Origin of the sequence: Lysobacter sp. TAB13, from assembly GCF_052113885.1 — a bacterium.
GTDB lineage: Bacteria > Pseudomonadota > Gammaproteobacteria > Xanthomonadales > Xanthomonadaceae > Lysobacter > Lysobacter gummosus.
Genome location: NZ_JBFRDR010000008.1, coordinates 200599 through 224529, shown reverse-complemented (window position 1 = coordinate 224529; position 23931 = coordinate 200599). Strand labels below are relative to the sequence as shown.

Below are 23931 nucleotides of genomic sequence, written 5' to 3'. Positions count from 1 at the left end.
CCCACGCCGACCTTGGCGGCGAGGTTGCCGTCCTTACGGTTGCCCGGCGACAGCAGCGACGGCAGGAGGTATTCCTCTTCCGAACGCTGATAGCCCAGGCCCATCAGGATGTAGGGGTTCCAGTTACGGCCGTCGGTCACGAAGTGGCGGCGCAGGTCCAGCGAGATGCCGTACTGGCTCCAGTTGGCGTCCTGGTTGTCGTCGAACTTCGGGTTCTGATAGTTCAGCTCACCGTCGAGCGACCAATTCTTGTTCAGGAACTTACCCAGGCCGATGGCGCCGAACGGAGCATTGCGGGTGCCGCGATCGTTGTCCTGGATGTTCATGCCGGCCGCGCCGGTGATGTACCAACGGTCGTCGAAATCCTGGGCGCTGGCGACCTGCGCAATGCTCAGGCCACCCAGCAAGGCGGCACAGAGGAGTTTCTTATTCATTGTTGTAGCTCCTGGTTCTAAAAATATGGAAACCGCGTCTGCGAGGTTTCTACCGTTCAGGACGGCTGCCTGGATGACGCCATCGAGCGAGAGATTAGGTTTGCCAACGTGAAAGCGGTGTTAACAACCGTCTAACATTCGATTCGGTTCCATGAATTCTGGGATCGGGTCGCAATCCATTCAGGTTCGAGAAGGCAGCCCGTTCAGCAACGAACTGCACTTCTCGGGTGCGGATAACCGGCCGGTTTACTTCGCCGGCTGGGCGAACAGGGCCATGAACTGGGTCACCGGCAGGGCTTCGAGCTCGGCCGGGTTGTTGGCCAGGGCCAGCAGGCGGTCGGCCTGGGCGGCCGGCAGCTTGGCGCGGACGGCGGCTTCGAACTTGGCCATCAGCACCGGGATGCCCTCGGCGCGGCGCTTGCGGTGGCCGATCGGGAAGTCGATGGACACCTTTTCGGTGGACGAGCCGTCCTTGAAGAACACCTGCACCGAGTTGCCGATGTAGCGCTTGTCGGGGTCGAAGTAGTCCTTGGTGAACTGCTCGTTCTCCTTGACCGTCATCTTGTCGCGCAGGGCGTCGATACGCGGGTCGGCGGCGATGGCGTCCACGTAGTCGTCGGCGGTCAGGCGGCCGAAGATCAGCGGCACGGCGACCATGTACTGCAGGCAGTGGTCGCGGTCGGCGTAGTTGGCCAGCGGGCCGGTCTTGTCGATGATGCGCACGCCGGCTTCCTGCGTTTCCAGTTCGACGCGCTCGATCTGGTCCAGCTTGTCCTTGACCTGATCGTGCAGCTTCATCGCGCACTCGACCGCGGTCTGGGCGTGGAACTCGGCCGGGAAGCTGATCTTGAACAGCACGTTCTCCATCACATAGCTGCCGAACGGGCGCTCGAACTCGAACTGCTTGCCCTTGAAGGCGATGTCGTAGAAGCCCCAGGTCTTGACCGACAGCGCGCTCGGGTAGCCGACGACGCCCTTGACGGCGTTGAGGGCGTGGGTGACGGCGCGGCGGCAGGCGTCGCCGGCGGCCCAGCTCTTGCGCGGGCCGGTGTTCGGCGCGTGGCGGTAGGTGCGCAGCACGCCGTTGTCGATCCACGAGTGCGACACGGCGGTCACGATCGCTTCCTTGTTGCCGCCCAGCATCTGGGTGGTGACGGCGGTCGAGGCCAGACGCACCAGGATCACGTGGTCCAGGCCGACCCGGTTGAACGAATTCTTGAGCGCGTAGCCGCCCTGGATTTCGTGCGCCTTGATCGCATGGCCGAGCACGTCGCGCACGGTCATGGCCTTGCCGCCTTCAGCCTCGGCCTTGCGGCCCAGGTAGTCGGCCACGCCGAGGATGGCGCCGAGGTTGTCGGACGGGTGGCCCCATTCGGCCGCCAGCCAAGTGTCGTTGAAGTCGAGCCAGCGGATCTGCACGCCGATGTTGTACGCGGCCTGGACCGGGTCGAGCTCATAGGAGGTGTACGGCACGCGCGCGCCGCCGGCCATCTGCGCGCCCGGAACCAGCGGGCCCAGGTGCTTGAGGCATTCCTTATGGTCCATCGCCAATGCGGCGCAGGCCAGCGAGTCCAGCAGCATGTAGCGGGCGGTGTCGAAGGCTTCCTTCGAATCGATCTGGTAATCGGCGACGTAGTCGGCGATATCGACCATCGGCTTGTCGGGATCGGGGCGGACGGTCGAACGGATGTCGAAGTGGCTCATGTGCACGGGGCCTGCGGACGGGTGAGTGAGCCCGCTATTTTGCCAGACCGCGGGCTCGCGGCGGGACGGCGGATTTCCGGTGCGCGCCTGCAGGCAAATTTCAGCTTGCGCGGCGCATCGCCCCCGAAACTCAACAATCGACCCACTTGTTGCGAATTAGTCGCAACAACAGAACGATCCTGCGCGCCGGCTCAACTTGGAAATCGTCCGGGCGAGGATCACCCTTCAGTGCATGGACATCCCCACCCGTCTTCCGACCCTGTTCCTTTCCCACGGCTCGCCGATGCTGGCGCTGGAGGATTCGCCCGCCGGGCGTTTCCTGGATTCGCTGGGCCAGCAATTGCCGTGGCCGCGCGCGATCGTGATCGCCTCGGCGCACTTCATGACCGACCGGCCGATGGTCGGCGGTCATCACAAGGCGCACACCGTGCACGACTTCGGCGGTTTTCCGCCGCCGCTGTACCAGATCCAGTACCCGGCGCCGGGCCAGCCGCGCCTGGCCGAACAGATCGCCGCGCGCCTGAGCGACGCCGGCCTCAACGCCAAGCTGCGCGACAACCACGGTCTGGATCATGGCGTGTGGGTGCCGTTGCGGCGCATGTATCCGCAGGCGGACATTCCGGTGGTGCCGGTATCGGTCATGCCGCACGGCACGGCCGCGCAGCACTTCGCCGTGGGCCAGGCTTTGGCCGCGTTGCGCGACGAAGGCGTGCTGGTGATCGGCTCGGGCGGATTCGTGCACAACCTGGGCGATCTGGACTGGAGCCAGCGCGACGCGCCGATGCCGCCGTGGGCGGCCGATTTCAGCGCGTGGATGCACGAGAAGCTGGCCGCGGGCGATCGCGAGGCCTTGCTCGACTGGCACGACCGGGCCCCGAACGCGCGTCATGCGCATCCGACCGTCGAGCATCTGATGCCGTTGTTCGTGGCGCTGGGCGCGGCGGGCGATGCGCCGACGGCGCGCACGATTCATCGTTCGCATGAGATGGGGTCGTTGGCGTTGGATGCGTTCGCGTTCGATTGAGGCGTAGTTGCCGTTGCCGTTGCCGTTGCCGTTGCCGAGATTTTGCCTCGGCTGTGCTTGCCTCGGCTGTGCTTGCCTCGGCTGTGCTTGCCTCGGCTGTGCTTGCCTCGGCTTTGCTTGCTTCGGCTTTGCTTTGCCTCGGCTTTGCTCTGCTTCCGCTTCCGCTTCGGCTTTGCTTTAGCCGTTGCTGGGCGCTGCTAGTAACTCGCGAGACCGATGGACACCCGAAGGGCGGCGCACATGGACGTGCGCCGGGTGCCACCTTGGGCAGGATGCCCAATGTGGCACCTGCCTGCGCAAGCCCCGCACTCGTGGCTTTTGACTCGAAACAGCCAAAGCGTTTTCTTTGGTTACTTTCTTTGTCGCTTTGGACAAAGAAAGTGACCCGCCGCTCCATGGCGGAAGCTTTAGGCGTTTGATCTTGCTTCTGCTTTGTTTCTGCTCTGCTTCTGCATTTTTTGCTCGTCATTCCCGCGAAAGCGGGAATCCAGCGACTTCAAGCGTTCTCGCACGAAAGGCCCTGGATTCCCGCGTTCGCGGGAATGACGGTAGGAGGGAGTGCGCAGGTCTGGTTGTTTCGATCAAGGATGCTGGGCTCTTAGGAGCCTCAAACAAGATCAGAAGCTTCAAACAAGATCAAACGCCATAAGCGAGATCAAACGCTAAACGCTTCCGCCATAGAGCGGCGGGTCACTTTCTTTGTCCAAAGCCACAAAGAAAGTAACCAAAGAAAGGGCTTTGGCTGTTTCGAATCAAGAGCCACGAGTGCGGTGCTTGCGCAGGCAGGTCCCACATTGGGCATCCTGCCCAAGGTGGGACCCGGCGCACGTCCATGTGCGCCGCCCTCCGGGTGTCCCTGGTCTCGCGAGTTACTAGCGGCGCCCAGCAACAACAAAGGCAAAGGCAGGGCAAAGCAAAATATTGGCAACAGCAACAGCAACTGCAAAAAAACAGCAGCAGCAACAACGACAGCAACAGCCGCAGTAGCGCACTCAAAAGCCGTGACTACTGCATGAGCAAGACCTATCGCTAGAGCGAAGGCGCGGGCGAACTAAGTTTTGGTCCACGCCCACGAAGCACGCGCTACCAACAACAGCGCCCCCTCACCTCCCCCGCTCCCACGGCGGCACCTCCCCAAACGACTCCGCCACGAAATCCACAAACGCCCGCACCCGCAACGGCACGAATCGCCGCTGCGGCATCACCGCGTTGATCGCCGTATCCGGCAACCGATAACCCGGCAACACCTCCACCAATCGCCCGGCACGCAAGTCTTCGTACACATGCCAGGCCGAGAAATGCGCGATCCCCAATCCCGCCAGCGCCGCATCGCGCAGCACTTCGCCGAAATTGCTCTCCAGCCGGCCGTTGACCCTCACCGTCGTCGCATGCCCCGCCGCATCGACCACGCGCCAGTACTCCATGCGGCCCTGCGCGCCGACCAGCAACAGGCATTCGTGATCGGCCAAGTCCTCCGGCACCCGCGGCGCGACGCGGTGGCGCAGGTATTCGGGCGAACATGCCAGCACGCGGCGGTTGTCGGCGAGCTTGCGCGCAACCAGGCTCGAATCGTCGAGCGGGCCGATCCGGATCGCCAGGTCCATGCCCGAGGCGATCAGGTCCAGGCGCTCGTCGTTGAGATTCACGCTCAGCCGCACCGCCGGATAGCGGCGCTGGAACTCGGGCAGCAACGGCGAGATGTACATGCGCCCGAACGAGGCCGAAGTGGTCACCCGCAACACCCCGGATGGCTCGCTGCCGGACTGGCGCAGGTCCGAGGTCAGCGCTTCCAGCTCCTCGATCAGGGCGCGGCCGCGTTCGGCCAAGGCCACGCCCTCGGCGGTGGCGTGCAACTGGCGGGTGGTCCGGTGCAGCAGGCGCACGCCCAGGTCGCGCTCCAGGCGCTTGAGGCGCTGGCTGGCGACCGCGACCGACAGGTCCAGGCTGCGCGCGGCAGCGCTGATCGAGCCCAGGTCTAGCACCCGCAGGAACAGATTCAGGTCGGCGATGCGGTCCATGGCATTTTCAACGAATCGTTGAGAGTGATTCGCCATCCTGCGGGTTTTTCCACAAGATGCAACGGCACAGACTGCCGCATCTTTCCACGGATGCGCCCCCATGCATGCCCCGTCTTCCTCCGCCTCCAACACCCCGGCCGTCCCCGAGACCGGACCGGGCGCGCGCAAAGGTCTGCCGATCGCGCTGTACGCGCTGACCGTCGGCGCCTTCGGCATCGGCACCACCGAGTTCGTGATCATGGGCCTGCTGCTGCAGGTCGCGGCCGACCTGCACATCGGCATCGCCGCGGCCGGGCTGCTGATCTCCGGCTACGCGCTGGGCGTGTTCGTCGGCGCGCCGGTGCTGACCGTCGCCACCGGACGCATGCCGCGCAAGGCCGTGCTGGTGGCGCTGATGCTGATCTTCACTGTCGGCAACATCGTCTGCGCGATCGCGCCGAACTACACCGTGCTGATGATCGCGCGGGTGATCACCTCGCTCGCGCACGGCACCTTCTTCGGCGTCGGCGCGGTGGTCGCGACCGGCCTGGTGCCGGCCGACAAGAAAGCCTCCGCGATCTCGATCATGTTCACCGGCCTGACCGTCGCCACCTTGCTCGGCGTCCCCGCCGGAGCGTGGCTGGGCCTGCACTACGGCTGGCGCTCGACGTTCTGGGCGGTGACCGTGATCGGCCTGATCGCGACCGTCGTCATCGCCACGCTGGTGCCGAAGGACAAGCGCAAGCCCGAGCCGGTGGCGCTGCGTCGCGAAGTGAAGGCGGTGGTGCATCCGCAGGTGCTGCTGGGCTTGTTGATGACGGTGCTGGGTTTCGCCGGCGTGTTTACCGTCTATACCTTCATCCAGCCGATTCTTACCCGCATCAGCGGCTTCAGCGAGGCGGCGGTGTCGCCGATTCTGTTGGTGTTCGGCGGCGGCATGATCCTGGGCAATCTGATCGGCGGGCGTCTGGCCGACAAGCGTCTGGCGCCGGCGTTGATCGGTACGCTGATCGCGTTGGCGGCGGTGCTGGGCGTGATGACTTTCGCCCTGCACCACCCGATCGCCGCGATCGCCTTCGTCGGCCTGCTCGGCGTGGCCGCGTTCGCGACGGTGCCGCCGCTGCAGCTGTGGGTGTTGCAGAAGACCGATCCGGCCGGGCAGAACCTGGCTTCCAGTTTGAATATCGGTGCGTTCAACTTGGGCAATGCGCTGGGTGCGTGGCTGGGCGGTGCGGTGATCGAACACGGCCCCGGGCTGGGCGCGGTGACCTGGGTCGCGGCTTTGGTGACGCTGTCGGGGCTGGTGCTGGCGGTTTGGGCGGCTAAGTTGGATGCGCCTAAGCGGGCTGCTGCGCGGGCTGTGCAGGAAGGCGAAGCGGCTGCGGTTTGCGCTGCAGGTTGAGTTCGACCTTCGACTGAAGCCCATTTCGATGCGAATCGCCGCCTCCGCTTTTGCTCGTCATTCCCGCGAACGCGGGAATCCAGTGACTTGCCTTGAACGTGCACGAAAGTCGCTGGATTCCCGCGTTCGCGGGAATGACGGCTTGGAAGGACGCAATGCGTTCGTGACGAATTTCGTGCGTGAAGGTTCCTCCGCCTTCTCGATAGCAATCCGCCCCACCTCACTCCACCGCAAAAAACCCCGGCAACTGCGGCAAGCGCTCGCGCAGAAATTCGACCAGCACCCGCGTGCGCAACGGCAGATAGCGCCGCGCCGGATACAGCAGATACGCCTCATGCGCCGACGCCTTCCACTGCGGCAACACCCAGGCCAACTCGCCGCTGTCGATCAGGTCCTGCACCAACCACGCCGGCGCCAGGCCCAGGCCCGCACCGATCAGGAAACTTTCGCGTATCCCCAGCGAGTTGTTGATCCGATAACGTCCGTTCGCCTGCAGCCGCTGCACTTCGCCGCCGGGCCCGTGCAATTCGAAACTCTCGCTGGCCCAGGCGAAACGCAGATAGTTGTGCGCCAGCACGTCGTCCGGCGCATCGATGCGCGGATGCGTCGCCAGATAACCGACCGAGGCCACCAACCCGCGCGGCGATACCGCCACGCGGCGCGCCACCACGTTCGGCGGCAGGTTGGCGCCGAGCCGCAGCGCCACGTCCATGCCTTCCTCGACCAGATCGACGAAGCGGTCGTTGAGGATCAGCTCGATCTCGATCTGCGGATACAGCGCGAGAAATTCCTGCACCAACCGATTCATCCGCAGCACACCCACGCTGACCGGCGCGCTGATCCGCAGCAAGCCGGCCGGCGTCTCGCTCAGGCCACGCGCATCGGCCACCGCTTCGCCGTATTCCTCGATCACCCGCCGCGCGCGTTCGTAGAAGCGCCGGCCCTGTTCGGTCGGCGCCAGATGGGTGGTGCTGCGCTGAAGCAGGCGCACGCCCAGTTCCTGCTCCAGCGCGGCCACGGTCTTGCTGATGGTCGGCTGGGTGCTGCCCTGCTCGCGCGCCACCGCCGACAGGCTGCCCAGCTCGACCGCGCGCACGAAGGTCTGCATGCCGCGAAGTGTGTCCATAAGGCTCCCGGGGATTCGCCGACTCATTCCAATATGGAATGGAGCATATGCGATTTCGCCTTCTACCGGGCCAATACAGAAGAACCTAGCTTGAGCGTCGTCGAATCCCCGACGCCTTCCGAATTCAGGCCATGACCACTCACTTGCCCAAACCCCTCGCCGCCGCCGCACTCGCGCTGACCCTGGCCGCCGCTCCGGCGCAGGCCGCCGGCCCTTCGCGCTGGGTCGGCACCTGGACCGCCAGCCCGCAGGCCGCGTTGCCGGCCGGCTTCGTCCTGCCCAACGGTGCGCCGGCGCAGCTGCGCGACCAGACCGTGCGCCAGGTCGCGCGGGTCAGCCTCGGCGGCAAGCAACTGCGCATCGAGCTGTCGAACGCCTACGGCGAGCAGCCGGTGACCATCGGCGCGGCGCACATCGCCCGCAGCGGCGGCGGCGCGCGTATCGAAGCCGGCAGCGATCGCGCGATCACCTTCGGCGGCCAACCGTCGGTGACGATCCAGCCCGGCGCGCCGGTGCTCAGCGATCCGATCGCGCTCGATGTCGCCGCGCTCGGCGAAGTCGCGGTCAGCCTGTACCTGCCGCAGACCACCGCGCTCAAGACCTTGCACTGGGAAGGCCGCCAGGACGCCTACCTCACCTCCGGCAATCGCGCCGCCGATGCGCAGCTGCAAGGCGAGACGATCCAGACCCGCCCCTTCCTCAGCGGCGTGTACGTGCAGGCACCGGCGGCGACGCGCAGCGTGGTCGTGCTCGGCGATTCGATCACCGACGGCGCCGCGTCCACGCCCAACCAGAACCGGCGCTGGCCGGACTTTCTCGCCGCACGTCTGGCCCAGCGCGATGTCGCCGTGCTCAACGCCGGCATTTCCGGCGGCCAGGTGCTCAACGACGGCATGGGCGTGAGCGCGCTGGCGCGCTTCGAGCGCGACGTGCTCGGGCAAAAGGCCGACACCGTCTTCGTCCTGCTCGGGATCAACGACATCGGCTGGCCCGGCAGCAGCTTCGAACCCAAGCGCGCGCCGATGAGCGCGCAGCGCCTGATCGCCGGCTATCGCCAGTTGATCGCGCGTGCGCGCCTGAATTCGCTGCGCATCGTCGGCGCCACGCTGACGCCGTTCGAAGGCGCGCTGGCCGATTCGCCGATCAGCGGCTACTACGACACCGACAAGGACAAGGTGCGCCAGAGCGTCAACGCCTGGATCCGCGACAGCGGCGAGTTCGACGCGGTGGTCGATTTCGACGCGATCACCCGCGACCCCGCGCATCCGGCGCGATTCCTGCCGGCCTACGACTCCGGCGATCACCTGCATCCGGGCGACGCCGGTTATCGCGCGATGGCCGAGGCCATCGACGAGGCGATGTTGTTCGCTCCGCGTTGACGCGCGGACCTGTCCGGTTTTCGCAGAACCCTTCGATTCTTTCCCGCACAATCCGGCATCGACGCGTCGATGCCGGCCCGACCTTCCCCACGCAGTCTGGAGTCCGTAATGAAAGCCGTAGCCCTCACCCGTTATCTTCCGATCGACGATCCGCAATCGCTGGTGGATGTCGAACTGCCCGCGCCGACCGCCGGCGGCCACGATCTGCTGGTGCGGGTCGAGGCGATCTCGGTCAATCCGGTCGACACCAAGGTGCGTTCGCCCAAGCCGCAGGTGGAAGCGCAGCCGCGCGTGCTGGGCTTTGACGCCGCCGGCATCGTCGAAGCGGTCGGCGAGAACGTCACCCGCTTCAAGGTCGGCGACCGCGTCTACTACGCCGGCGACATCACCCGTCCGGGCACCAACAGCGAACTGCATCTGGTCGATGAGCGCATCGTCGGCGCCGCGCCGGCTTCGCTGAGCGCGGCCCAGGCCGCGGCGCTGCCGCTGACCGCGATCACCGCCTGGGAGCTGCTGTTCCAGCGCATGCCGTTCGATGCGGACAACGGCGGCCGCGGCAAGTCGCTGTTGATCATTGCCGGCGCCGGCGGCGTGGGCTCGATCGCGATCCAGATCGCCAAGCGCGCCGGCTTCAGCGTGATCGCCACCGCCTCGCGCAGCGAAAGCGTCGAGTGGTGCAAGCAGATGGGCGCCGATCACGTGATCGATCACCGCCAGCCGCTGGCGCCGCAACTCAAGGCGTTGGGCTTCGAGCAGATCGATGCCGCCTTGAATCTGGCCGACACCGACCGCTACTGGGAAACGCTGGGCGAAGTGCTGGCGCCGCAGGGCCATGTCGGCCTGATCGTCGAACCCTCCGGCGCGCTCAAGATCGGCGACCCGTACAAGGCCAAGTGCATCGGCATCCACTGGGAAATGATGTTCTCCCGGCCGCGCTTCAAGACGCCGGACATGGTCGAGCAAGGCAAGATTCTCGATCGCGTGGCGCAGTTGATCGACGCGGGCGAGCTCAAGGGCACGCATACCGAAACCCTCGGCAAGATCGATGCGGCGAATATGCGCGAGACGCATCGGCGGTTGGAGTCGGGGGCTACGATCGGGAAGTTGGTGTTGGCTGGGTGGTGAGGTTGGGGCTGAGGCGTAGTTGACGGGAATGCTCTTTTGCTCGTCATTCCCGCGAAGGCGGGAATCCAGGGCTTCACCGCCGCATGACTCTGAAGTCTCTGGATTCCCGCCTTCGCGGGAATGACGAGAAAAAAAGCGAACGCGGGCAATGTGCAAACAAGCAATCCCGAAATAAGCAATCCCAAAAAAAAAGAGGGGCCGGCATGCCGGCCCCTCTCCCTTTCTGCGTACCGCACTTACCTACAGCATGAAACTTACGCGGCCTTCGGCGCACTGCGCGCCTGCTCGTAGCCGTTGAACACCATCGAGGCCGAAGCGCGGCCTTGGGTCAGCGACCGCAACGCGGTCGTGTAACCCGACAACTGCGCCAGCGGCGCGCGCGCGGTCACGTCCGTGCGCAGGCCCTTGTCCTCGATGCCCAGCACGCGGCCGGAGCGGCGTTGCAGATCGCCGACCACGTCGCCGACATTGCCGGCGGGCGTATCGATGACCAGCGCCATCACCGGCTCGAGCAGCGTCGTGCCGCTTTCCGCCAGCGCCGCCTTCAGCGCATCGCCCGCCGCGCGTTGGAACGCGAGTTCGGACGAATCCACCGCGTGGGTCTGGCCGTCGGTCAAGGTCACCGTCAAACCGACCACCGGATAACCCAACGGCCCTTCCGCCAACGCCAGACGCAAGCCCTTTTCGGTCGCGTTGACGAAGTTGCGCGGCACCACGCCGCCGGTCGTGCGATCGACGAACTCGAACTGCCCATCTTCGCGCGGCTCCACATCGATGACCACACGGGCGAACTGCCCCGTGCCGCCGTTCTGCTTGGACAGCTTGCCTTCGATCCCGCGCACCGCGCGGCTCGGGGTTTCCTGATAAGCCACGCGCGGCGAACCGGTGCGCACCTCGACGTTCCACTCCTGGCGCAGGCGCTCGACCATCACGTCCAGATGCAGTTCGCCCATGCCCCACACCAGGGTCTCGCCGGTTTCCGAATCGGTGCCGACGCGGAACGACGGGTCCTCCTGCGCCAGACTGGCCAAGCCCTGGCCCAGACGGATCAGATCGCCGGACTTGCCCGCGGTCAGACGCCACGACAACACCGCCGGCTGGGCCTGGATCGTGTCCAGCACCAAGCGCTCGCCCGGATCGCTCAGGCTCTCGCCGCTGACCGCATCCTTCCAACCCGGAATCGCGACGATTTCGCCCGCATAGGCGACATCGACGTCGTGCCCGCGATTGGCCTGGACCACGACCAGGCGGCCGACGCGCTGCGGCTTGTCGCGACGCGATGCCCACACCGTATCGCCGACCCGCAGCGTGCCCGAGTACAGGCGCACGAACGACAGCGCACCGTGTTCCTGGTGCACGATCTTGAACAGCAAGCCGGCCAGCGGCCCGGACGCATCCGGCGCGAGCGCGACTTCGCCGCGTTCGCTTTCGGCGTGCACCCACGGCCTATCCAGCGGCGAAGGCAGGTAATCGACGATCGCGTCCAACAGCGTTTCCACGCCCTTGTTCTTGAACGCCGAACCGCCGAGCACCGGCGTGCCCGCGCCCTTGAGCGTGCCGCGACGCAAGGCCGCCTTCAACAGCCCGGCATCGATGGCGCGCGCGTCGAGGAAGGCCTCGGCCAACTCGTCGTCGTGATCGGCGACCGCTTCGATCAGGCGCAAACGCAGCGGCTCGAACTCGCGCGCTTCGTCGTCGCTCCAGGGACGGCGGGACAAGTGATTGTCCTGGTCCCACAGCACGATGTCGCGGGCGACGTAATCGACCCAGCCTTGCAGCTCGTTTTCGATACCGACCGACTGGCCCAGCGGCCACGGCACCGCGTCGAGCTTCTCGCGCATCTGCGCGAGCGTGCGCTCGAACGAAGCGCCGACGCGGTCCATCTTGTTGACGAACGCGATCAGCGGCACGCCGTGCCGGCGCGCCTGGCGCCACACGGTTTCCGATTGCGGCTGCACGCCATCGACCGCGCTGAACACGGCGACGGCGCCATCTAGCACGCGCAGCGAACGCTCGACTTCGATCGCGAAATCGATGTGGCCGGGCGTGTCGATGATGGTCAGGCGATGCTCGCTATGGCCTTGCGGCGTCCAGCGCGTCTGCACGGCCGCGGCGCCGATGGTTATGCCGCGGTCTTTCTCGATGCTGGTGAAGTCGGTGGTGGTCGCGCCATCGTGGACTTCGCCCATGCGATGGATCGCGCCGGTTTTCCACAACAGGCGTTCGGTGAGCGTGGTTTTGCCCGCGTCTACGTGGGCGATGATGCCGAGGTTGCGCCAGCTGGAAGCAATGGTGGTGTTCATAAATAGATTCACGATGTTGCCAACAAAGGAAGGCCGCGCGTCCTCGGTTGGCGACAGGGCGCGCGGCTAGGTTTGGGTATCGGCCGCGGTATTCACGACACGTTCTCCTTGGGGTTGGTGCGACTTCGGCGAGTGGAATCCGGCCTTGGCGGCCGGGCTTTGGGAAACGTCAGGCAATAAAAAAGCACCCGTGCGGGTGCTCTGGTCTGGTGTGGCTGCGGCGGGTCGGATTACATCGACCGCGAACCGAAGATCACAGGAGGCAGGCGCACCCGGCCCGCGCTCTCGCGCGAGGCGTGCTGCGATATCAGTAGCGGGAAACGCTTCATGACGGATGCGGCCTGAAAGATCGGGTGGTTTTGCGTGTGCATAGAGTAAGGGCGATGCGGCAGGAGTCAACTAGGGATGGGCTGCTGTGGCTGGGATTTATCGTTCCAGCCGGTGCACGATCCCGTGGATGCTCCTTCCTGCGAACGCAAACACATCGCCCCCTTTGAAAAAGGGGGCAGGCGCCCGGCGCAATGTCGGTGTGCCCGCGAATTTACAGCGCGGGGGATTTGCTTTTCGTGCAGCGACGACGGCGGGTTGAGGCTAAAAGCAAATCCCCCCTAGCCCTCCTTTTTCAAAGGGGGGAAGCGTTCTGGCGGGTTCACGATCGGGTCGTCCTGTCTTCCTCCGCACCTCTTAGCGCAAACCCATCGCCCCCTTTGAAAAAGGGGGCGGGCGCCCGGCGCAATGTCGGTGTGCCCGCGAATTTACAGCGCGGGGGATTTGCTTTTCGTGCAGCGACGACGGTGGGTTGAGGCTAAAAGCAAATCCCCCCTAGCCCCCCTTTTTCAAAGGGGGGAAGCGTTCTGGCGGGTTCGCGATTGGATTGTCCTGTCTTCCCCACAGCTCTTAGCGCAAACACATCGCCCCCTTTGAAAAAGGGGGCGGGCGCCCGGCGCAATGTAGGTGTGCCCGCGAATCTACAGCGCGGGGGATTTGCTTTTTTGCTTGGAGGCGACGGCGGGCTGGAGCGAAAAGCGAATCCCCCCTGCCCCCCCCTTTTTCAAAGGGGGGAGGCGTTAGGGAGGATTTTGAGGACTGGTTGGTACAAAACTCCGGGGCGGCGACGCATCGCCGCGCCACAGCAAAGCGACTCACGCCGCCTTGCTGTCCTCGCGCTGCCGCTTCAACACCGCCACCGCTTCCGCCCACGGGCTGCCGCCGCGGCGCTTGCTGGTGGTCAGCACCAGGTCCGACGGATCGAACACGTTGAGGTTGTGCGTGATCGGCGTGGTCAGGATGTACTGCGCGTCGGTCGCGCGCAGGAAGCGCCCGACCTTTTCGATGTTGAATACGTCCAGATGCGCGAAGGGTTCGTCGATGAAAACGAAACCACCCGGCTGGTCCTCGTCGCGCAGCAACGCCACCAGCAGCAGCAGCGACTTCATCACCTGCTGGCCGCCCGAGGCCTCGCCGTCGTCCAGGCCGATCCAGCCCTTGCGGTCGAAATCGAAACGCACGGACAAACCGGCCTGGGCCAGGGCGACGTCGTTGTTGGCCAACTCCGGCATGTCGGCGTCAACGCCGATACCGGCCAGTTCGCCCAGCGCGGCGAGGTTCTTCTTGTAGCGACGCACGGTGGCGCGCAACACGTTGATGTAGGCGCCGCGCGCTTCCTCGGTCAGCCGCTTGGCGCGATCCAGATGCGCTTCGCGACGGCCGATCGAGCTTTCCAGTTCGTCGTGATCGGCGCCGATCTTGTCGCGCAGCGGAATGCACGATTCATCGGTGACGAAGCCGCCGCGCGAAAGGCGATCGTCGATGCGCTCGATCTCGCGACGCACCGCCGAGGCGCTTTCGTATTCCGCGCGCGCCGCCTGCAAGGCGACCGCGCTGCGCCAGCTCTCAGGCATCAGCGCGCGCTTGCGCCGATAATCGACGATGCGCTGGATCAGGCTCTGGCGCTCGCCGTTGATCTGCTGCGCGCGTTCGCGCAGCTCGCGCGCGAGCGCGTCGATCTGGCCCTGACGCTTGGCCGCGGCGATGCCTTCGGCCTTGTCCTGATCGGCGGCTTCGTCGATCTTCGCCCGTGCCTGCGCCAAGGCCGCGGCGGCTTGTCCGGCAGCTTCGGCCAGTTCCGGCAGGCGCGCCTGGGCATCTGCGAATTCGGCCGCGCGGGTGACCAACTCCTGAGTCGCGTCCAGCCCGAGCAGACGCGACTGATCGGCGTCCACGCGCTGATTGAGCTCCTGCAACTCGGCTTCGCGCGACTGCGCGCGCTGCGCGATCACCGCCTGTTCGGCGCGCAACTCGACCAGTTGCGACTGCCGCGCGCCGGTACCGAAGTGATGCTGGTTGCCGCCGATATGGCGGCCGCCGCGGCTTTCGCGCAGATAACCCTTCTGGGTGATCCAGTCCTGCCCGGCCGGCAGACGCGAGCCGTGTTCGATGTCGGTGACGCGGCGAATGCGATCGAGCTGGCGCGGCAACCAAGCGGGCGGATCGGCCGAGAATCGCACCACTTCCAGCAACGAGCCGGCGCTGGCCTTGGTGACAGGCGCGCGTTCGGCGACGATGAAATGGCGGTACTGCTGGCTTTCGCCGAGTTGCCACGCGGTGCGCGCCTGCTTGGGATTTTCCAGCACCAGCAGATGGCGATAAGGCGCCAGCACCGCTTCGACCGCGACCGACCACTGCGGATCGGTGATCTCGACCAGCTCGGTCAGCACGTGATGGGCGATGCCGGCCTGATCGAGTCCGGCGCGGAAGTCGCGTTCGAACGGTTCGACGATGCGGCCGCCGCCGCTGAGCGCGGCGGTCTGCGCGGAAATCTCGCCGGCGCGCTTGCGGTCGCGCTCGGCTTCCAGGCGCAGCTCGGCCTGACGGCGGCGCCCGTTCTCGACGCTGGCGCTGAGCGCTTCGACATCGACTTCGCCGCGCTGCGCCTGCAGCTTGGCCAGTTCGTCGCGGCGCTTGACCAGCATCTCGGCATCGCGCGCGGCGTCGCGGGCCTGGGTGAAGGCCTGTTCGCTAGCGCCGACCTGACGGCGCGCTTCACGGATCGCTTCGGCCAGCACGTCGCGGCCGCCGGAGGCGATCGCGTCCTCGCTGCGCATCTCCTCCAGCGCGCGTTCGCGCTCGCGCAGCGCGCGGCGCAGGCCGGTCAGGCGCGGCTTGGCGCCTTCGATGGCGTTGCGCTGATCGGCCAGTTCCACCTTCGGCGCGATCTCGCTTTCCAGGCGCTGGCGCTGATTGCGCAGCGCATTGCCTTCCTCGAACGAACGCACGTCGGCCTTGGCCGATTCCAGACGCAGGTGCAGACCGGCCAGATCCTGGCCCAGGTGCTGCAATTCCTTCTCGACATCGAACTGCTCGGTGCGCGCGCGCTGATAGTCGTCGAGCACAGCCTTGTCTTCGAACACGTCGAAGATCAACTGCAACAGATCGCGCGGCGAGTACTGGCAGAGTTTGTCCGTCGCGCCCTGCTCCAGGGTGAGCACGCGGCAGATCGCGCGGGTCAGGCCGGCCCCGGCCAGACGCACGCGATAGTCGCGCACGCCCAGCCAATCGCCGCCCTGCTCCAGCGTTTCCACCGGCACGTCGCCGCCGACGATCTGGTAGTCGCGGCTCCAGTCGCCGCCGCGCTTGCGGATGCGGCAGGCCAGCGTGACCAGATCGTCCTTGATCGGAAAGAACGGCCGGCCGCCGCGGCGGTCGGGGCGGTTGCTGACCACGCCGCGCAGCCATGCATACGGCTTGCCGTTATGGCGCAGATACGTCTTGTAGTCGCGTGCGGTGTCGCGGTCTTCGATCGCGAGCAGGGTGCGCAGCGCATCGAGCAAGGTGGTCTTGCCCGAACCGTTCGGGCCGACCACGGTGACGATGGACGCGTCCAGCGGCAGCTGGAAACGCTGCCAGTAGTCCCAGTGCACGACTTCCAGCGAGCGGAATTCAAACATCGGCCGCGGCCTCCTCGTGCTTGGCTTCGGTGTCCGGGGACGATTCCGGGGGTTCGGTGTGTTCGCCAGCGTCGCCGGCGTCGGCCAGTTGCGGCAACGGCTCGGCGGCGATGGCTTCGGCGTCGTGCGCATCGAGCGCGGCATCGGCCGACGCATCGGCGTCGTCGTCTTCCATCAGCGACTGCTCGAACGCCGCGGCATCGAAGTCGATGTAGCCGTCGTTTTCGATCGCCGCTTCGTGGGTGGCGTCGTCGATGGCCTCGGCGTCGTTCGCCGCCGCAACGCTCTCGCCGTTCTCGCCGGCTGCGGCTTCGGCCGCTTCGATCGCCGCCAGTTCCAGTGCGTGTTGACGCGCCTCGGCGACCACGTACGACAAGGCACCGTCCATCACCCGGCCGGCGATGCGTTCGTAGTCCAGGGCCAGATCCAGCATCGGCCCTTCATGGATGCGCTCCTTGCGCCGCAGGATGAAGCCCTGCCGCGCCAACGCGCCGAGATTGAACTGGATGCGGGTCTTGCCGCCGAGCTTGTCGCCGAAGTCGGCGAGCAAGGTGCGCTCGTTGATCGGCTCGACCACTTCCGCGCCGACCGGCACCGGCTTGAGTTCGGCGAACATCTGCTCCTGGTCCTGATCGCGGTCGGCCTGTTGCCGAGCGATCTGGCGCTGGCGCTTGGGCAGCACCAGCAGCGCCCACAGCACCACCAGCAGCGCGATCGCGTCGCGGTCGAGTTGCAGATTGGTCGAGGACCAGGCCTTGGCGCTGCCGAACACCGCCGACTCCTGCGGGCGCGCGATGCACACCGCGATGTTGGCGGCATAAGGATGTTCGAGCAGGCGCAGGCCCACCGACGCCAAGCGGCGGTCGAGGTCGTTGCGCAATTCGGCGTCGGTGAGCAGTTCGCGCACGGCGATGTCGTCGCGCGGCAGCCAGCGCTCGGCGATCAGCCGCGCGATCAATGAAGCGATAGGGTCGGTCATGGGGTTTCCGCGGTTGCCTTCGCCGCTTTCGCGCGCCGGGCCGGTTGCCCGGTGCCGCGCGCGGAGGCGGTCTTCTTATCGGTGTTCTTGTCGGTCTTGTCCGCTCGCGCGGCGCGTTTGCGCGCGCCGGACGCGGCGACGGCATCGTCGTCGCCGTCTTCGATCACCCGCTCCAGTTGGTCGGAGGCTTCGGCTTCGGCGATGTCGGCCTTGGAACGCTTGCGCGGCGCGCGCGCCTGCAAGCGCTCTTCTTCGCTCACCGTCTGCAGGCGGCTGCGGCTCATATAGGCCACGCCGGCGCGTTCGACGATTTCGAATTCGGGCTCGACATGCCAGGCCAGCGGCAAACGCGCCATCGAGGCGCTGACGCCTTCGCGGTTTTCCGCGCCGGGATCGCCGATCAGGCCGAGCAGCGACATGCGGTAGGCGCTCAGCGAGAAGCCGTCGCGCGGCACCAGTGCGCTCAACGCCGTCGCCTCGCCGTCGGCCGCGGCCAGCGCGGTGAGTTCGTCCAGCCAGTGTTCGGCGAACTGGAAATCGGTGGCCGCCGCCGGCGAGCCTTCGCTGCTGGGCGCGGCCATCGACGGCGGCAGCGACTGATCTTCGCGCGCTTCGCGTTCGCGTTCGACCAGTTCGTACTCGGCCACGTCCAGGGCGATCGGCGACAGCATGAAGGCCGGAATCGCCGAACGCGCGAGCACGTCGTCGGCGATGGCGGCGAGCGCGTCGATGTCCAGATCGCGCAGGAAGCGGTTCACATCCGAGGACGACAAACCGCTCGCGCCCAGATGCACGCGATGGCGGTCCAGCGTGCTCAGCGCGCGCTGGAACACCGAAGCCTGGCGCAGCATCGCGCTCTGCGCGCGGCCGATCTGCTGGGCGACGCGGTGGGTGTGGCTGTCGAGTTCCAGGTCGGAGGAAATTTCCTCGACGATCTGCGTGCCTTTCTCGATCCAGCGCCAGGCCTGCTGCAAGGTGCCGGCGGCGCGCAGGATGCGGTGTTCCGAGCCGCTGAGCACGGCCTGATCGAAGTCTTCGCGCAATTCGTTGAGGCGCGAGAGCAGATGCTGCAGGTCGTCCGGACGCACCCGCCCCACCGCCTGGCCGGCGGCGATCTGCGCGGTGACGTAGGCCAGCTCGTCGCCTTCGCGGTTGAACTGCAGCAACAGGCCGATCGCCGACAGCGCCTGACGGCCGGCCGGGCTGATGCGGTAGCGCTGGCTTTCGTTGTCCCACAGCAGCAGATCGTTGTCGCGCAGGCGCCCGATCACGGTGTCGAACTTGACCGGCTCCAGGTAGGCGAAGTGTTCGCGCAGTTCCTGCGGGGTCCAGTCCGGCGCCTGTCCGCGTTCGCCGATCGCGCGCAGCACCAGCAGCCGCACCATCACCGACTCCTCGCCGCCGTGGAACAGGGTGGAGAACGCGCGCAGCAGTTCGCGCGCGCCCAGCAGGGGCTGCAGGTCGGGCAGATCGGCGGCGACGATGTCGGCGCGCAGGTAGTCCTGGATGCTGGTTTCGGTGACTGGATCCATGGAGTACGGACTACGGGGGGTCGGGCATGTTCGGCGATGCGCCGCATCCGTGACAACCGTTGCGTTCGCCGCCGCCGCGTGCCTGTCTTCGCGCCGCCTTGATCCAGGCCGCCCCGGGCCCGGGCGAATCCGCGGTTCGGCGGAATATTGCCCTTGAATTGCCGCGCTTTTACCGGCATCGTGCGCAATCCATACGCCAGCGTATTCAGCCAGCATGTCCACGGCCGTCCCTTCCGGTTCGAACCCGCCCGCGTCCGCGGCCTCCGACGCCCTGCCCGGCGGTCCGCATCCCTTGTATCCGCACCTGTTCGCGCCGCTGGACCTGGGCTTTTGCACCCTGCCCAATCGCGTGCTGATGGGCTCGATGCACACCGGGCTGGAGGACAAGGCCGCCGACTTCCCCAAGCTGGCGGCGTATTTCGCCGAGCGCGCGGCCGGCGGCGTGGGCCTGATCGTTACCGGCGGCTTCGCCCCGAACATCGTCGGCTGGCTCAAGCCCTTCGGCGGCAAGCTCAGCTGGCCGTGGGAAGCGGGCAAGCACAAGCAGGTGACGCGCGCGGTGCACGAACATGGCGGGCGCATCTGCATGCAGATCCTGCACGCCGGCCGCTACGGCTATCACCCGCTGCAGGTGGCGCCGAGCAAGCTCAAGGCGCCGATCAACCCGTTCACCCCGCGCGCGCTGTCGGCCGGCGGGGTGGAGCGGCAGATCAAGGCTTTCGTCAATTCGGCGCGGCTGGCGCGCGAGGCCGGTTACGACGGCGTCGAGGTGATGGGCTCGGAAGGCTATCTGCTCAATCAGTTCACGGTGCCGCGCACGAATAAGCGCAAGGACGGCTGGGGCGGTGAGGCGCCGCAGCGGTTCCGCTTCAGTGTCGAGATCGTGCGCCGCATCCGCGAGGCCTGCGGCCCGGATTTCATCATTATCTACCGCCTGTCGATGATCGACCTGGTCGATGAAGGCTCGACCTGGAGCGAGGTGATCGCCCAGGCCCGCGCCATCGAAGCGGCCGGCGCCACTTTGATCAACACCGGCATCGGCTGGCACGAGGCGCGGGTGCCGACCATCGCCACCTCGGTCCCGCGCGGCGCCTTCACCGGCATCACCGCGCGGCTGAAACCCGAGGTGCGCATTCCGCTGGTCACCACCAACCGCATCAACATGCCCGATGTGGCCGAGCGCATCCTCGCCGACGGTGAAGCCGACATGGTGTCGATGGCGCGGCCGCTGCTGGCCGACGCGGACTGGGTGAACAAGGCGCGCAGGCAGCGCGCGGCCGACATCAACACCTGCATCGGCTGCAATCAGGCCTGCCTGGATCATGTGTTCGCGAACAAGCACGCCAGCTGCCTGGTCAATCCGCGCGCCTGCGCCGAGACCGAGCTGAACTACCTGCCGACCCAGGCGCCCAAGCGCGTGGCCGTGGTCGGCGCCGGCCCGGCCGGACTGGCCTGCGCCACGGTCGCGGCCGAACGCGGCCATAAGGTGACCTTGTTCGACAGCGCCGGGCGCATCGGCGGCCAGTTCAATCTGGCCAAGCGGATTCCGGGCAAGGAAGAGTTCTACGAGACCCTGCGCTACTTCGCCGGCCGGATCGAACAGACCGGCATCGACCTGCGCCTGAACACCACCGCCGACGCGGCGGCGCTGGCCGACTTCGACGAGATCGTGCTCGCCTCCGGGATCAAGCCGCGGCAGGTGGCGTTCCCGGGTTCGGATCACGCCAAGGTCTGCTCGTACCTGGACGTGCTGCAGGGCCGGGTAGTGCCGGGCAAGCGCGTGGCCATCATCGGCGCCGGCGGCATCGGTTTCGACGTGGCCGAATTCCTGGTCCACGACGGCCCCCACTCCGACGAACAGCCGCACTACCCCGACCCGGCGCGCTGGCGCGCCGAATGGGGCGTGGACCTGGATTACGGCGACAACCGCGGCGGCCTGAGCGAGCCGCGGCCCGAGCCGCCGGCGCGCCAGGTCTGGCTGCTGCAGCGCAGCCCCGGTAAGCCGGGCGCGAAGCTCGGCAAGACCACCGGCTGGATCCATCGCGCGACCTTGAAGGCCAAGCAGGTGCGCATGATCGGCGGGGTCGAATACCTGGGTTTGGATGAGGAGGGTTTCCGCATCCGTGTGGAAGGCAGCGAACAGGTGCTGCCGGTCGATCAGGTGGTGATCTGCGCCGGCCAGGAACCGTACAAGCCCCTGGCGGCGGCGCTCGCCGACAGCGGCAAGCCGGTGCACGTGATCGGCGGCGCCGACGTCGCGGCCGAACTCGACGCCAAGCGCGCGATCGCGCAGGGCAGCCGGCTCGCGGCCGCGCTGTAATCGGCCAGCGTTGGCGACGCGCGCGATCGCCGCGCGGCTTCTTCGCGGATGTGATCGCACGTTTTCGCCGACGCAGTCTTCGCGCGTTTGCGTTCGCGCATACATATATATGTGTGCGAGTTGCGTGCGTGCGCATGAGCGCACGTCGGCGCAAGCGCCACCGATGCAGCCGCCAACCCCACCTGTAGCCGTTGCGCGAACGCCGACCACGACATGCGGTGGAGCCCGCTCGGGCCGTTTGGTCCTGCTGCCCTGTTCAGATTTGCCGGAAGGGCAGCCAATCCCAGGACGATCGGAGTCCACTGCCGTCCGGAGACGCCAAAACGCGGACCATACGGTCCTGAACCAGCTGGCTCAAACCAGTCTGAGACAGGCTCGGCACGCTTCCTGCCGGGACAAAGCCCTGTAGAACCAAGTACCTAGCGCCTGTTCAGAATAAAAACTCCAACTAAATTAGAAACTTGGAAATAGACATTCAGGCACGGTTTGGTTAGCCGTCGCTACCTTGCGCCAACTTTTCCGCCGCCCCCTGCAGAGGCGGCACCCACCACCGCCCCGTAGCCCCATTTGGCTCGGATTCCGGTGACGGGGCAAAAGCGCGCCGTTAGAGCCGCTGCCCTCCCCAGTACGCCATGTCGGCCTCACCGCGGTCGCGCTCTCTCGTTCGAGAGATCGACGTCCCCTGTGCGTCCGACGCAACGGAGCAAGGAGTCATATGAAACTGGCTTGGATTTTGTGGCTCGCCTCCGTGCTGCCACCGCAAACCGCCGATTCGCTGTGTTTGAGCACCACCGTGTACCTGGAAGCCCGCGACCAGTCCCAGCGCGGCCAGCAAGCCGTCGCCGAGGTCGCCCTGCGCCGCCGCGACAGCGGCCTGTGGGGCGATACGGTCTGCGAGGTCGTCACCGCCAACAAGCAGTTCGCGCCGACCCTGGTTTCGCCGGGCACGCGTCTGAACAACTCCGAGGCCTGGGCCGAGTCGGTCAACGTGGCCTTGGCCGCCGAGCGCAACTGGGCCCTGCCGGCCGGTCAGCGCAAGGAAATCGTGCCGGGCGCGAGCCACTTCGCCGCGCACGCGATCGCGAGCCCGTCGTGGCGCAACGCGTATCAGGTCGCCACCATCGGCGATCACACCTTCTACAAGGTGCAAAAGCTCAAGTCGCGTCGCGGCTGAGTCGAATCCGGGAATCGGGAATGGAGAATCGTGAATCGGCGAACAGCCGCTTTTACGATTCCCGATTCTCCATTCCCGATTCCCGAGCTTCGTAACACTGCGTTGCAGCTCCCCGCTTGAGGATACGAAGCAGGTCGGTGATAGTCGCCGGCTTGTTTACTTATTCCTGAGGGGATACAGATGAAGCTCTACAGCAAGCCCGGCGCGTGTTCGACCGCGGACCACATCGCATTGCAGTGGACCGGCGGCGCGTTCGAAGTCGAAGTGATGAACAAGGACACGATGAAGGCTCCGGCCTTTCTCGCCATCAATCCGGCCGGCGCGGTGCCGGCGGTGGTCGATGGCGCGTTCGTGCTCACTCAGAACGCGGCGATCATGGGTTACATCGCCGACACCTTCCCGCAGGCGCAATTGACCGGCGACGGCAGCGCGCAACAGCACGCCGAAGCCGCGCGCTGGCTCGCGTTCGTCAATTCCGATCTGCACCCGGCGTATCTGCCGATCTTCGGGCCGGGCAAGTTCCATCCCGATCCCGCCCAGGCCGACACCGTGCGCCAGCACGCGCGCGAACGCGTGCGCGCGCTGTACGCCAGCGCCGATCAGCGCCTAGCCGATCGCCAATGGCTCGCCGGTTTCCGCAGCTACGCCGATCCATATCTCTACATCACCCTGCGCTGGGCCGACTCGGTCGGCATCGATCTGTCCAGCTACGCGCACCTGGCCGCGTTCAAGCGCCGCATGGAAGCCGACAGCGGCGTGCAGGCGGCGTTGAAGGCGGAAGGCTTGCTTTGATCGGCTCGTCGTTCTGATCGGACCGCAGTCGCGCGTCCGGTCATTCAAGCCCTCTTCCGGAAACGGCAGAGGGCTTTGAAAGATTCATCTATTACCGCGGCGACTACGCGCCAGCGAACGCTCAGCTTCCCGTAGCGAAGCGCGCCTCGATCTCCGCCGCGATATCGTCCTTGCGCACCTTCCCCAGCGCAGCGCTCAGATCCGGCAGCAATTCGGCGAGTTCCTCGCTGTTGCCGCAGCGCTCGATCTTCAACTGCAGGAAATAGCCGCGCAGGCCCAGATGCTCGCGCACGGTCTCGCTCATCAGGGTGTAGAGCGTGCGATAGCGCTCGGCCGCATCGGCCGGCACGGCGCCGTTGACCGCGGCTGGCAGCGCGACCGGGGCGGCCGGCGTGGGCGAATGCGCGAGGTGGGTCGCGGCGACCGCCGCCGAAGATGCGATCAAACCCATCGTTTCCAACTGTTCCAGCGCGTCGCCCGGCCCGTGCAGACTGGCGATGAGGTCGCGCAGATGACGCGCGCTGCGATCGCCATCGACGATCAGCAGGATCGATCGCAGCACCGTCGGCAGCTTGCGCGTGCGGTGCTGGATTTCATCGCGACCTTCATTGGTCTTGACCGGAACATCACTGTCGCGCATGGCCTTCCCTCGTGCTCGATCCGTCTCACGACGGAAGTTCCGGAACCCGGCAA

Annotated in this window: 16 protein-coding genes; 7 read left to right on the top strand and 9 right to left on the bottom strand. The window is 66.3% G+C overall.

What is annotated here, in order from left to right; translation table 11 throughout:
• Nucleotides 1–434, bottom strand: a 434-nt coding sequence (locus tag AB4Y92_RS12280; protein WP_441819895.1) for an outer membrane beta-barrel protein, incomplete at its 3' end; no start/stop codon positions are given.
• Nucleotides 435–680: 246 nt separating this feature from the next.
• Complete coding sequence (locus tag AB4Y92_RS12275) at nt 681–2138, bottom strand: bifunctional 2-methylcitrate dehydratase/aconitate hydratase (RefSeq protein WP_441819894.1); 1458 nt, start codon at nt 2136–2138, stop codon at nt 681–683.
• Between the two features lie 232 nt (nt 2139–2370).
• Between AB4Y92_RS12275 and AB4Y92_RS12270 the strand changes: the two genes are divergently transcribed.
• Entirely contained in the window at nt 2371–3162 is a 792-nt protein-coding gene (locus AB4Y92_RS12270) for a DODA-type extradiol aromatic ring-opening family dioxygenase (RefSeq protein ID WP_441819893.1), read from the top strand.
• Between the two features lie 1103 nt (nt 3163–4265).
• Here AB4Y92_RS12270 and AB4Y92_RS12265 read toward each other — a convergent pair.
• Nucleotides 4266–5180, bottom strand: a complete 915-nt coding sequence (locus AB4Y92_RS12265) for a LysR family transcriptional regulator (RefSeq protein ID WP_441819892.1) — start codon at nt 5178–5180, stop codon at nt 4266–4268.
• A 100-nt stretch (nt 5181–5280) separates the two neighbouring features.
• Here AB4Y92_RS12265 and AB4Y92_RS12260 point away from each other — a divergent pair, with 100 nt between their 5' ends.
• On the top strand, nt 5281–6561 hold the full coding sequence (locus AB4Y92_RS12260; protein ID WP_441819891.1) for an MFS transporter: 1281 nt from the start codon (nt 5281–5283) through the stop codon (nt 6559–6561).
• Between the two features lie 220 nt (nt 6562–6781).
• Here AB4Y92_RS12260 and AB4Y92_RS12255 read toward each other — a convergent pair whose 3' ends face one another.
• Nucleotides 6782–7687, bottom strand: a complete 906-nt coding sequence (locus tag AB4Y92_RS12255) for a LysR substrate-binding domain-containing protein (protein WP_441819890.1) — start codon at nt 7685–7687, stop codon at nt 6782–6784.
• Between the two features lie 131 nt (nt 7688–7818).
• Between AB4Y92_RS12255 and AB4Y92_RS12250 the strand changes: the two genes are divergently transcribed.
• Both AB4Y92_RS12250 and AB4Y92_RS12245 read left to right on the top strand, forming a co-directional pair.
• Entirely contained in the window at nt 7819–9066 is a 1248-nt protein-coding gene (locus AB4Y92_RS12250; protein WP_441819889.1) for an SGNH/GDSL hydrolase family protein, read from the top strand.
• 108 nt (nt 9067–9174) lie between these two features.
• On the top strand, nt 9175–10191 hold the full coding sequence (locus AB4Y92_RS12245) for a zinc-binding alcohol dehydrogenase family protein (protein WP_441819888.1): 1017 nt from the start codon (nt 9175–9177) through the stop codon (nt 10189–10191).
• 254 nt (nt 10192–10445) lie between these two features.
• Here AB4Y92_RS12245 and fusA read toward each other — a convergent pair whose 3' ends face one another.
• The 4 genes from fusA to AB4Y92_RS12225 form a co-directional block, all read right to left on the bottom strand.
• Nucleotides 10446–12494, bottom strand: a complete 2049-nt coding sequence (fusA, locus tag AB4Y92_RS12240; RefSeq protein WP_441819887.1) for an elongation factor G — start codon at nt 12492–12494, stop codon at nt 10446–10448.
• Nucleotides 12495–13636: 1142 nt separating this feature from the next.
• Nucleotides 13637–16441, bottom strand: a complete 2805-nt coding sequence (locus tag AB4Y92_RS12235) for an AAA family ATPase (RefSeq protein WP_441819886.1) — start codon at nt 16439–16441, stop codon at nt 13637–13639.
• Complete coding sequence (locus AB4Y92_RS12230) at nt 16434–17420, bottom strand: hypothetical protein (RefSeq protein ID WP_441819885.1); 987 nt, start codon at nt 17418–17420, stop codon at nt 16434–16436. The genes AB4Y92_RS12235 and AB4Y92_RS12230 overlap by 8 nt, the downstream gene beginning before the upstream one ends.
• Complete coding sequence (locus tag AB4Y92_RS12225) at nt 17417–18952, bottom strand: hypothetical protein (protein WP_441819884.1); 1536 nt, start codon at nt 18950–18952, stop codon at nt 17417–17419. Before AB4Y92_RS12225 ends, AB4Y92_RS12230 begins: the two co-directional genes overlap by 4 nt.
• A 214-nt stretch (nt 18953–19166) precedes the next feature.
• Here AB4Y92_RS12225 and AB4Y92_RS12220 point away from each other — a divergent pair, with 214 nt between their 5' ends.
• The 3 genes from AB4Y92_RS12220 (at nt 19167) to AB4Y92_RS12210 (ending at nt 23238) form a co-directional block, all read left to right on the top strand.
• Nucleotides 19167–21272, top strand: coding sequence for an oxidoreductase (locus AB4Y92_RS12220; RefSeq protein ID WP_441819883.1), 2106 nt, complete (start codon nt 19167–19169; stop codon nt 21270–21272).
• 715 nt (nt 21273–21987) lie between these two features.
• The gene (locus AB4Y92_RS12215) at nt 21988–22446 is read left to right on the top strand and encodes a cell wall hydrolase (protein WP_057942040.1); all 459 of its coding nucleotides are present in this window, start codon (nt 21988–21990) and stop codon (nt 22444–22446) included.
• A 180-nt stretch (nt 22447–22626) separates the two neighbouring features.
• Nucleotides 22627–23238 (top strand): glutathione S-transferase N-terminal domain-containing protein, encoded by a 612-nt coding sequence (locus tag AB4Y92_RS12210; RefSeq protein WP_441819882.1) that lies wholly within the window; start codon nt 22627–22629, stop codon nt 23236–23238.
• Between the two features lie 121 nt (nt 23239–23359).
• Here AB4Y92_RS12210 and AB4Y92_RS12205 read toward each other — a convergent pair whose 3' ends face one another.
• Complete coding sequence (locus tag AB4Y92_RS12205; RefSeq protein ID WP_441819881.1) at nt 23360–23878, bottom strand: hypothetical protein; 519 nt, start codon at nt 23876–23878, stop codon at nt 23360–23362.
• Nucleotides 23879–23931 lie beyond the last annotated feature (53 nt).